This window comes from Anaerosporobacter sp. (assembly GCF_965301125.1).
The window spans coordinates 3,988-15,523 of sequence record NZ_CBDLAM010000058.1 but is presented as its reverse complement, the minus strand read 5'-3'; the positions used below and the strand labels follow the sequence as shown (position 1 = coordinate 15,523).

The window sequence follows — 11,536 nt, the reverse complement described above, 5'->3', positions numbered from 1 at the left end:
ATAAGGATATGTTAAATGATATAACAAGTTCATTGGCAAACCAAATAAGTCAGGATTTTGATGATATGTTAAGTAATGCAGAACCTTATGAAATTGAGAACGAAGAAGATTTAACGGATACTAAGAAAAAAGGTAGATTTCCAAAATGGCTCAAGATTTTAACTATTGTGTTTACAATTGTGATGGTTGTGTCTGTGGGTGGTATGTATGCAGCAAGTCGCTTCCTCGATCGTATCAATTATACAGACTGGAGTGATACGCAGCGTTTAGCAGAAGAATTTGATCAAGACAATGTAGATGGTCTTGATGTAGTGGATCCAAACAGTATTAATTTGAACAGTGAAGGTTCATCGCGAACAGATCAGGATGTCATTAATATTCTGTTGGTTGGTGAAGAATCAATTAATGATGGTTCGTCAAGAGGCCGCACTGATAGTATGATGATTGCTACTATTAATGTCAAACAAAAAGCATTAAAATTAACTTCTATTATGAGAGATTTATATGTAGCTATACCAGGCTATAGCGATAATAAGTTAAATGCAGCTTATCATAATGGTGGAATGCCATTATTAAAGCAAACAATTGAAGAGAATTTTGATATTGAATTAGATGGGTCAGTGCTTGTGGATTTTAGTGGGTTTGAAGAAATTATCAATCGTCTAGGTGGTGTAGAGATTACACTAAGCGCAAGCGAAGCAGCTTATCTAAATCGTACAAATTATATATCAAATCCGATTTATCGTAAAGTTGTTGCGGGGACACAGACCCTCAATGGCAATCAAGCACTTGGATACTCAAGAATACGTTATGTTAAGACAGAATCAGAAAGAGATGATTTTGGACGAACTTCAAGACAAAGAACTGTTTTGAATGCAATCTTTGAGAAATATAAGTCAAAATCATTAACAGAGCTGGTTACCATCTTGTATGATATCTTACCACTTGTTACTACAGATATTGATAAGTCTACAATTATGGATTATTTGACAACGGTAGTAACACTTGGTGTAACAGATCTTGAGACAATGCGTCTACCTGTTGATAATGCATATACCAATAGTAGTGTAAGAGGAATGTCTGTATTGTTACCTAACAGTCTACAAGATAACATAGATGCGTTACACACATTTATCTTCGGTGAAGAAGGGAATGTAACCACAGATACTGATGATGGAACAAATATCAATGGTACAGGTACAAATGGTACCAGCACGAATAGTACTAGTACAAATAGTGCAAATTATTCATCTGGTACTTCAAATCCAACAAGTACTCAGCCTTAAGGTATGAGAGTCTGTCACAAAATTAAGAAAGCAATATAGTATTAAAACTTAATATTTTCACACACAAGCAAAATAACAACTTTTTTGCGCTAAAGCCAGTTTATGAACACAAATACATGTTCACATATGGTAAACAGCTACAAAAAGTTGTTTTTTTGATGTTATATTTCTCACTGTTCTAAATTATTGTAATGTACATATAATACCATGTAAGTGGAAAGGACAGGGTGAGTAATGAAGAGAAATAAAGGCAAAATTCTGATTGTTGCGAGTATACTAGTTATGGCAATTAATTCTATATTTCTACTTAATTCTATAAATACGATGGTTTCTTATAAAAATATGATTCGTAAGTTACATACTCTTGATGTGGATATGGAACTTTTTCGAAGTATGGAGTTCGAAGAGGATTCGCTAAACCTGCTTTTGTCTGAAGAGGATAAGAATCATAACGATAAGATAGAGAATATAACATTATCTATGATAATAAATTCTTATATGTGTAAGAACAATAATCTCTTCAAGTTTAAAAAGCTGTCAGAGACTATGGTTAGAAAAATCCATGAATCAGATCTATATAATAAACTGTATGAAAGATACAAGATAATATTATCGGATATACAGTATTTTCCTGTGCCATGTGATCTAGAAAAAAAGTATCTTGTTAGTTATGAAAATTCGTGGGGGAATGCTAGGACATATGGTGGAGAGCGAAAACACGAGGGGACAGATATTATGGCAAATGAAAATAAACGTGGAATCTATCCTATTGTAAGCGTTTCCGATGGAGTTGTTGAAAACCAGGGTTGGTTAGAACAAGGTGGTTACCGTATAGGAATCCGTAGTAAGAGTGGAGCTTATTTTTATTATGCACATATGTATTCTTATGCACCTGATTTAGAGATTGGCGATCAAGTTTGTGCAGGACAATTTTTGGGGTTTATGGGCGATACGGGTTATAGTAAAGTAGAAGGTACAACAGGGAATTTTGACGTTCATTTACATTTTGGTATATATTACATGGAGGGTGACAAAGAAACTAGCGTAAATCCATATTATATACTAAAATATTTAGATCAATATAAGTTGTCCTACGAATATGGCACATAGAGAAAACTGTGCTAATTGTGTTTAAATAAGATAAAAAGATGAGGTAAGATTATTACTTTTGTGTTATAATTAAATTTAGGAGAAGAAAGGCAAGGTGAGGTCTATGGAGATACAATTATGGAGGGAAATACTAGATCCATATGTCTTGGCGGTCGATGAATTAGTGGTTAAGTTTAACCATATCATCGCTGAATATGGCAATGCAGGTGAGTACTCGCCTATTGAACAAGTAAATGGTAGAGTTAAGAAGATTTCTAGTATCTTAGAAAAAGCGCAGAAAAAAAAGATACCGCTTGAAAATATAGAAGAAGAAATCGAAGATATTGCAGGGATTCGTATTATCTGCCAATTTGTAGAAGATATAGATAAAGTAGTAGAATTAATTAGGTTAAGAAACGATATGCAGATTAAGTCAGTGAAAGACTATATTGATCATAAGAAAGAGAGTGGATATCGTAGCTATCACTTGATTATCTATTACACAGTTCAGACCTTACAAGGTCCCAAACGTTTACAAGCGGAGATTCAGATTAGAACCCTCGCTATGAATTTTTGGGCTACAATTGAACATTCTTTACAGTATAAATATAAGCATAATATGCCGCAACATATTAAAGATCGGTTGTGGAAAGCTTCAGAAGCAATTATTATATTAGACCAAGAGATGTCATCTGTAAGAGATGAAATAATGGATGCACAGAATTCGTTCCGAATTAAAGCGAGTGTTGTATCAGATATCTTGAATAATATACAGAATTTATATAAAGTAGCAAATCAAAGAGAAGTAGTGAAGATTCAGGATGAATTTTTACGTATTTACCAAAGTGGGAATTTGGAAGAGCTAGAACGTTTTAATAAAGAATTGGATATCATATCAGAAGGATATCGAGCACAAAGTTTGAATTAAGATAGTCTGTAAAGGCAGACGGTTAGGAGTTATTGTGGCATTACCGAAGAAATTTGAAGATAGAATGAAAGAACTGTTAGGAGAAGAATTTGAAGCATTTAAAAACAGTTATGAGGATAAATATAAAACAGGTTTACGTGTAAATCGTCTAAAGTTAAGAGGGGAGGATTTCGAAGCAATAAGTCCTTGTGAGATAACCCCTATTCCTTGGACAACCAATGGTTATTACTATGATGGAAAGAATCAACCAGCAAAGCATCCTTATTATCATGCTGGTTTATACTACATCCAAGAACCGAGTGCAATGCTTCCAGCAGCACTACTTCCAATAGAACCAGGTGATAAGGTACTAGATGTATGTGCTGCACCAGGTGGTAAGAGTACAGAGTTAGCAGCGAAACTTGGAGGTACAGGAGTAATGGTTTCTAATGATATCAGTAACTCAAGAGCAAAAGCATTACTTAAGAATATTGAATTATTCGGTGTGCGTAATCCTGTTATCATCAGTGAAGACCCTGCTAACTTAGTAAAATATTTTCCAGGATATTTTGATAAAATTCTTGTGGATGCTCCATGTTCTGGAGAAGGAATGTTTCGTAAAGATCCTTCCATTATGAAGAACTGGGAACAGTATGGAGTAGAATATTATAATAACTTACAGAAGAATATTATTCTGTATGCTGCTGATATGTTAAAGCCAGGCGGTTACATGGTGTATTCCACATGTACATTCTCACCAGAAGAGAATGAGGGAACCATTCGTTATCTATTAGAGAATAGAGAAGGCTTCACGGTAGAGCTAGTCGATCGTGTAGAGGGATTGGGCTATGGACATCCAGAATGGATTAATAGTGACGATGATCAACTTAAAAATTGTATTCGTGTATGGCCTCATAAGGTAGAGGGTGAAGGCCATTTTGTTGTGCTGTTAAGAAAAAGTGCTGATGTAGAATCTACTTCTTATGAAGGATATCGTTATTCGAAAGTGAAATTGTCAGATGAAGCGGTGGAATTCTTAGATCAACTAGACATGGATTTTGATCCAAATCGATTCGAACTTCGTGATGAACGATTATATTATTTACCAGAAGGACTTCCTAACGTGAAAGGACTTCGAATCCTTCGTTTAGGTTTATATCTTGGAGATATGAAGAAAAATCGTTTTGAGCCAAGCCAAGCACTTGCTAATGCTTTGAAATCTAACGATTATACGAATATATTGAATATCTTTAGTGATCATCCTGATGCTATTAAGTATCTCAAATGTGAAACACTTGATATTTCGGATAATTATAGAACTTGTAAAGATAGAGATGAATATGATACACTAATTGCAGCTAAGAGAGCTGGAAGGGAAGATTTGCAAAACTGTTATGGTATTCTACTAGAGCAGAAAAAGAAGAATACTTGGTTCTTAGTATGCGTAGACGGGTATCCTCTCGGTTGGGCAAAATGTAGTAATAATGGCATGAAGAACAAATATCTTGCTGGCTGGAGATGGATGTAATGAAGGAATTAATGCGTTTAGATAAATATTTGGCAGACATGGGAGTAGGAACTCGAAGTGAAGTAAAGGTAATCATCAAAAAAAGAAGAGTGCAAGTAAATAATGAAGTTGTGGTAGATCCGAATCGTAAAATTATAATAGGCTCTGATTTGGTTTGCTTCGATGGTAGAGATATCACCTATGTACAATATGAGTACTATATGCTAAATAAACCTGCTGGCGTGTTATCTGCAACGGAAGACAAGCATACAAAGACGGTTATCGATTTAATTACAACATCTAAGAGAAAAGATTTATTCCCAGTGGGAAGATTAGATAAAGATACAGAAGGCTTACTTTTGATTACCAATGATGGAGATTTAGCACACTCTTTACTAAGTCCCAAAAAACATGTAGATAAAGAGTACTATGCAAAAGTGGAAGGTGTTGTTACGAATGAAGATGTAGAAGCTTTTGAAAAAGGGCTACAAGTGGACGAAGATTTCTTAGCAATGCCTGCTAAATTAAACATATTGTCACAAGGTGAGCTAAGTGAGATTACATTAATTATACAAGAAGGTAAATTTCATCAAGTTAAAAGAATGTTTGAAGCAGTAGGAAAAAAGGTCGTGTATCTTAAACGACTATCCATGGGAACTTTGAAACTTGATGAGTCTCTGAAACCAGGGGAATATCGTATGGTGACAGATGAAGAGCTTGTTTTGTTGAAGTAATCGAGATGGATACAAGCAAAAAAAGGAGAGAATAATGTTAAACAATATAGAAGCAGTTATATTTGATTTAGATGGTACCTTAGTAGATTCCATGTGGATGTGGAAAGAGATTGATGTGGAGTACTTAAGTAAATTTGATCTTGATGTGCCAGATGATTTACAACAAGCAATAGAGGGAATGAGTTTTTCTGAGACTGCACAGTATTTTAAAGAGCGTTTTCAGTTACCAGATCCCATAGATATGATTAAGAAAGAATGGAATCAAATGGCGTGGGACAAATACGGGAATGAAGTACCTCTTAAGAAAGGTGTTATTGAATTCCTTGAAGAATTACGTGAAAGAGGAATTAAAACAGGTATTGCTACTAGTAATTCCAAAGAATTAGTAGAGCATGTTTTAAGAAGTCTTAATATAACAGATTATTTTGATTCTGTACGTACTTCGTGTGAAGCGAAAAAAGGAAAACCAGCTCCAGATATCTACCTTTTAGTAGCAGATGATTTGCAAGTAAATCCAAAAAGTTGCCTAGTTTTTGAAGACTTAGCACTAGGGATACTTGCTGGTAAGCGTGCTGGAATGTGTGTGTGTACGGTATTTGATCCATATTCAGAAGACGATATAGATAGAAAACGAGAACTTGCTGATTATTATATTGATACGTACTTTGATATTTTTGAAAATAAAGTTGAGAAGCTTGCATAAGATTTAAGAATGCATATGAAATGTTATATATAGAAAGGTATATTCATGATAAGAGATTATTTACCAATATCCAAAGAGGATATGAAGAAAAGGGGAATAGAGCAATTAGATTTCGTCTATGTAATAGGGGATGCTTATGTAGACCATCCTTCTTTTGGTCCTGCTATTATTAGTAGGATTCTTGAAGCTAATGGATATCAAGTTGGAATCATTGCACAACCAGACTGGAAAGACGAAGAGAGTATTCAGATACTTGGTAAACCGCGTCTAGGCTTTTTAGTAAGTGCAGGTAATATGGATACTATGGTAAATCATTATACCGTTGCGAAGAAACACCGTAAGGTAGATGCCTATTCCCCAGGTGGTGTTATGGGGAAACGACCAGATCGTGCGACGATTGTGTATTGTAATCTGATCCGTAAAGTATACAAGGACATTCCAATTGTTACAGGAGGTATTGAAGCAAGTCTTAGAAGACTCGCACATTATGACTATTGGAGTGATAAGGTAAAACGCTCCGTTCTTCTTGATTCAGGTGCTGATATTATATCTTATGGTATGGGCGAACGTTCTATTGTTGGAATTGCAGACGCATTAGCTAGTGGTATTGCAATTTCTGATATTACATTCATTCCAGGAACTGTATATAAAGCTAAGAATCTTGACTCTGTCTATGATGCGATACTGTTACCAGATTACCAAAGCATACTGGCAAGTAAAGAGGAATTTGCAAAAAGTTTCTACAAACAGTACTGTAATACAGACCCATTTACTGCAAAACCTCTAATTGAGAAATATAAAGAAAATGAATATGTAATTCAAAATCCACCTGCCAAACCACTTACCCAAGCGGAGATGGATCGAGTATATGCATTACCATATATGCGTGATTATCATCCAAGTTATGAAGAACAAGGTGGAATCCCAGCTATTGAAGAATTAAAGTTTAGTTTAGTAAGTAATCGTGGCTGTTTTGGAGGTTGTAGTTTCTGTGCCTTAACATTCCACCAAGGTAGAATGATTCAAACGAGAAGTCACGAATCCATTCTACAAGAGGCGAATCATTTAATATGGGATAAGGATTTCAAGGGATATATCAATGATGTAGGTGGTCCAACTGCTAACTTCAGACATACTGCTTGTGAGAAACAAAAGACAAAAGGTGTATGTGTGAATAAGCAGTGTCTATTCCCGGCACCTTGTAAGAATCTTAAGATAGATCATTCGGATTATTTGAATTTACTTAAAAAATTAAGAGAACTACTAAACGTGAAGAAGGTATTTATACGTTCTGGTATTCGTTTTGATTACCTTATTCATGATAAAGACCGTACATTCATGAAGGAGCTATGTGAACATCATGTTAGTGGTCAATTAAAAGTAGCCCCAGAACACATTAGTGATAATGTACTAAAATTAATGGGAAAACCTTCTAATGACGTATATGAAAGATTTATCAAAGCATATAAGAAAACAAATGAAGAAGTAGGTAAGAAACAATTCGTAGTTCCTTATCTTATGTCCTCACACCCAGGTTCTACATTGAAAGAAGCGGTAGAACTTGCGGAATATCTAAGAGACCTTGGATATATGCCTGAACAGGTGCAAGATTTTTATCCAACTCCATCGACCATCTCAACCTGTATGTACTATACAGAATTAGATCCAAGAACTATGGAGAAAGTCTATGTACCAAAGAATCCACACGAGAAGGCAATGCAACGTGCATTAATTCAGTACCGTAATCCAAAGAATTATGATTTAGTGGTAGAGGCATTACAAAAAGCTGGACGTATGGATTTAGTAGGATTTGATAAAAATTGCTTAATTCGTCCGAGAAATGATCGACAAGGACAATATAGTCAAAGCGGGCAGAATGGACAAGGCAGAGGAAAGAGTACAGGTAATCCTAAGAATACTAGCTTCGGAAAGGGAACAAGTGGAAAGCCAAAGAAAAAGAAAGCCATTCGTAATGTCCACAAAGCAAAGAAATAAACTGGATTAAGGAGGAAGATACGTGGATAAGGGGACACACGGGTATATTAAGTACAGAAAGAATAAACAGTTAAGAGATACCATAATTATTGCTTTAGTAATCATAATTATATTTGTTGTAGGATATCTTTTGAATGACAATTCGAAAAACAATGTGTTCACTATACTTGCAATCTTATTAGTGTTGCCAGGTGCTAAGCTTTTGGTTGGTTATATTGTAGTTGCACCTTATCGTACTATGGATGATAAGAAATACGAACAGGTATGTAAGGTACTATCTCCAAGTGTTACAATGTTATCTGATTTAGTTATTACTTCTCCTGATAAAGTGATGAACCTGGATTGCGCCATTATTGATGACCATCTTGTAACCGCACTGTTAGGTAAGGAAGGACAAGACATCTCATATATTCAGACATATCTAACAAGAACGATAAAGAATCAAGGTTATAATTATGAGGTAAAGGTGCTAACTGATTTTAGTAAATATCTATCGGTTGCAAAGACACTTGGGACCTCTAAAGAGAAGATGAAAGTCTATAATGAGATAGATCGAAATGAAACCGTAAAAAAAGAAAATAATCAAAATGAAAGCAATCAAAATAATGAGAATTTAAGTAGTGACATACAGAATCAAATTGCTAGTTTAATAAAGACTTTGACCGTTTAGGTAGATTAATTTGGTTTGATTAATTTGTATGGATAAACTAGAAAAGAGAATGGGAACTATTAGTAAGAGATTAAACAAATGGAGTAAATAAGAATGCAAAGTATAATTGTATCGAAAAACGAGGCAAATCAAAGACTTGATAAGTTACTTGTCAAATACCTAAATAAAGCTCCTAAGAGTTTCCTGTATAAGATGCTTCGTAAGAAGAATATTACTTTGAATGGAAAGAAAGCGGATGGTAGTGAAAAACTAGTTGAAAATGATGAGATTAAACTATTCTTAGCGGATGAAACTATTGCCAAGTTTAGCGAAGTATCGATAGATGAAGTCGAAGTCGATACCAAAGAAGAGCTTCATATTATCTATGAAGATGAGAACATTCTATTAATCAACAAAGAAGTAGGTATGTTATCACAGAAAGCAGACAAGGATGACGTCTCTTTGGTAGAATGTATAATTGCCTACCTATTACAAAGTAAGCAATTGACAAAAGAAGAATTAAGAAGTTTCAAACCTTCAATTTGCAATCGTCTTGATCGTAATACCAGCGGCCTTGTGGTGGCAGGTAAAACGTTAATTGGATTGCAGACCATGGCAAAACTTTTTAAAGACCGTACCATTGATAAGTATTATCATTGTATTGTAAAAGGAAAAGTGGATGAACAACAAAGAATCGAAGGTTATCTATATAAAGATGAAAAAACTAATAAAGTTTCGATTACAAATCATATGGTAGAAGGAGCTGATAAGATTGCAACAGAATATGTGCCACTTAAAACAAATGGGGCATATACCTTGTTGCAAGTGAAATTGATAACTGGTAAAACACATCAGATTCGTGCTCATCTACAAAGTATTGGTCATCCAATTATCGGTGATTACAAATATGGAAACCGTAGTGTAAATGAACAGATGAAGAAACAATTTTCCTTAGAAAATCAGTTGCTGCATGCATATAGTTTACGATTTCCTAAGATAGAAGGATCATGTAGTAATTTATCTGGAAAAGAATTTATATCAATAAGACCTGTGTTATTCGAAAAAATAGTTAATGAATTATTTTAGATTATTTAATCAGCTTGACTCTATGAAAAAAGACTATACAGAACGAAAAAAATGATGTATAGTATAAATGTAGTAAAATAGGTAAATACAATAGCCGAAATAGTAATAGTAATTTACATTAAATAAATTAATATACTTAAGAAGAGACTGTGTGCATATAGATATAGAGTATGGGCATTAGTCTCTTTGCTATTATTAGAATATAATATTGAAGGTGATTGTATTAGAAGAATAAGCAAATTTATTCACTCTATATGGGGAAAATTACTATTTTTACTATTAGGCTTAATTATAGGGAGTATAATAGGAGCTAGTATTATTGATATTAAAAGCTTTCCATCTGTGTTGTGTTTGATGGCCTGTTTACTTGTACTTGGAATCGTTGTGGCAATAAGTTTTGTAATTGATATGTCCCGATTTATGATTAAACCGAATAAGAAAAGACGTTACATAATATACATTTATTGGGCCTTTGCATTCATATTATTTGTATTATATTATTCGTTGAATTGCAACAATTTTGAGCTAACATACAAAACGAATATCTTAGGGATTGACCAAGGGCAGTACATATTTCTTGTTAATTTTATTATATTTATTGTATTAGGAATCTTGATTTATCAAATCATAATACAACAATATAGCATTAAGAATATAGGGAAAGGTGGAGTGGAATTAGAACGTATAGTAACAAATGATGGATTGGCAGCATTAGAAACCAATACGGATATGGTTAGTAGTATATGTAAGCAGTTGGGCGCATTGGATGAAATAGTCCAATACTTGTATTACCAAGGGTATGTAGATGAATTATTACCTTATGCAGATTATGTAGACATTTTGGGAAGAATTTTACTTCCTTTGTCTGAAAATCATGATGATGTTATTATTCAAGCGCTGACGGAAACGGATTATACACAATATCTTAATAATGAGGATTCTTTATCAATGGGAAGAATACATAAGATTGTGTATGAACTTGATAAGTATGGAATTCTTAAAGTGGAAGATACTATACATATTAAGTATAAACTTGCACCATTTCATGAGTATACGAAGAATCCGAATGTTTATATAATAGTAAGGCTAGGGCCATTGTATGACATTAAGATTGGGGAATTAATTTACGCATATGTGAAATCGTTCGAAGCACTATATTCCAAATATGTTATGTTGACGCTAAAGGAAAGAGGTGATTGACATGGATAAGAGAAGATTAGAAAACTTATTTGGGAGTCTGCAACCGAGAGAAAACGGGGAATCTAAAGAGGTAAACAAGGAGTTTGTTATGGATAGTTACATACCAACTGCAATTGGTACTAGTGTGGTTGACAAATTAAGAAATCGGCATATGTATACATATAATAAACGTTAATTTTGTATTGGAACCATTATATTTGTTAAGAATATTATAATAATAGCAAATAGTTGAGGTGGTTCTTTGATCAAGGATATGAGTCAATGTATGAATCTAAATGGATTCATAAAAAGAGAAAATGCGGTCAGTATAGTGATTCCTACTCGATTTATCGTTGAGTATGAACAGGTTAAATCCCAAGGAAAAGGAATCGTCCATGAAT

At 34.0% G+C, this 11,536-nt stretch carries 11 protein-coding genes; all 11 read left to right on the top strand.

The window, feature by feature from the left end:
* On the top strand, positions 1–1,286 hold a 1,286-nt coding region (locus ACW2QF_RS08500; protein ID WP_455715572.1), incomplete at its 5' end, for an LCP family protein.
* A gap of 234 nt (positions 1,287–1,520) precedes the next feature.
* The gene (locus ACW2QF_RS08495; protein WP_455715571.1) at positions 1,521–2,396 is read left to right on the top strand and encodes a M23 family metallopeptidase; all 876 of its coding nucleotides are present in this window, start codon (positions 1,521–1,523) and stop codon (positions 2,394–2,396) included.
* Positions 2,397–2,499: 103 nt separating this feature from the next.
* On the top strand, positions 2,500–3,303 hold the full coding sequence (locus ACW2QF_RS08490) for a GTP pyrophosphokinase (protein ID WP_455715570.1): 804 nt from the start codon (positions 2,500–2,502) through the stop codon (positions 3,301–3,303).
* Positions 3,304–3,337: 34 nt separating this feature from the next.
* Positions 3,338–4,810, top strand: a complete 1,473-nt coding sequence (locus ACW2QF_RS08485) for an RsmF rRNA methyltransferase first C-terminal domain-containing protein (protein WP_455715569.1) — start codon at positions 3,338–3,340, stop codon at positions 4,808–4,810.
* Positions 4,810–5,523 carry a pseudouridine synthase gene (locus ACW2QF_RS08480; protein WP_455715568.1) on the top strand — a complete coding sequence of 238 codons (714 nt, stop codon included), beginning with the start codon at positions 4,810–4,812 and terminating at the stop codon, positions 5,521–5,523. The genes ACW2QF_RS08485 and ACW2QF_RS08480 overlap by 1 nt, the downstream gene beginning before the upstream one ends.
* 34 nt (positions 5,524–5,557) lie before the next feature.
* Positions 5,558–6,226, top strand: coding sequence for an HAD family hydrolase (locus ACW2QF_RS08475; RefSeq protein ID WP_455715567.1), 669 nt, complete (start codon positions 5,558–5,560; stop codon positions 6,224–6,226).
* Positions 6,227–6,271: 45 nt separating this feature from the next.
* Positions 6,272–8,221, top strand: coding sequence for a YgiQ family radical SAM protein (locus ACW2QF_RS08470; protein WP_455715566.1), 1,950 nt, complete (start codon positions 6,272–6,274; stop codon positions 8,219–8,221).
* Between the two features lie 22 nt (positions 8,222–8,243).
* Entirely contained in the window at positions 8,244–8,891 is a 648-nt protein-coding gene (locus tag ACW2QF_RS08465; RefSeq protein ID WP_455715565.1) for a hypothetical protein, read from the top strand.
* Positions 8,892–8,984: 93 nt separating this feature from the next.
* The gene (locus ACW2QF_RS08460) at positions 8,985–9,956 is read left to right on the top strand and encodes an RluA family pseudouridine synthase (RefSeq protein WP_455715564.1); all 972 of its coding nucleotides are present in this window, start codon (positions 8,985–8,987) and stop codon (positions 9,954–9,956) included.
* A 354-nt stretch (positions 9,957–10,310) separates the two neighbouring features.
* Entirely contained in the window at positions 10,311–11,156 is an 846-nt protein-coding gene (locus ACW2QF_RS08455; RefSeq protein ID WP_455715563.1) for a hypothetical protein, read from the top strand.
* A gap of 1 nt (position 11,157) precedes the next feature.
* A complete protein-coding gene (locus ACW2QF_RS08450) occupies positions 11,158–11,331 on the top strand; it encodes a hypothetical protein (protein WP_455715562.1) in 174 nt (57 codons plus the stop codon).
* Positions 11,332–11,536: the final 205 nt, after the last annotated feature.

Bases quoted from the DNA above. Each gene is read 5' to 3' on its own strand.
- ACW2QF_RS08495 (WP_455715571.1), top strand. From the start codon at position 1,521: ATGAAGAGAAATAAAGGCAAAATTCTGATTGTTGCGAGTATACTAGTT.
- ACW2QF_RS08490 (WP_455715570.1), top strand. From the start codon at position 2,500: ATGGAGATACAATTATGGAGGGAAATACTAGATCCATATGTCTTGGCG.
- ACW2QF_RS08480 (WP_455715568.1), top strand. From the start codon at position 4,810: ATGAAGGAATTAATGCGTTTAGATAAATATTTGGCAGACATGGGAGTA.
- ACW2QF_RS08475 (WP_455715567.1), top strand. From the start codon at position 5,558: ATGTTAAACAATATAGAAGCAGTTATATTTGATTTAGATGGTACCTTA.
- ACW2QF_RS08470 (WP_455715566.1), top strand. From the start codon at position 6,272: ATGATAAGAGATTATTTACCAATATCCAAAGAGGATATGAAGAAAAGG.
- ACW2QF_RS08460 (WP_455715564.1), top strand. From the start codon at position 8,985: ATGCAAAGTATAATTGTATCGAAAAACGAGGCAAATCAAAGACTTGAT.
- ACW2QF_RS08455 (WP_455715563.1), top strand. From the start codon at position 10,311: ATGGCCTGTTTACTTGTACTTGGAATCGTTGTGGCAATAAGTTTTGTA.
- ACW2QF_RS08450 (WP_455715562.1), top strand. From the start codon at position 11,158: ATGGATAAGAGAAGATTAGAAAACTTATTTGGGAGTCTGCAACCGAGA.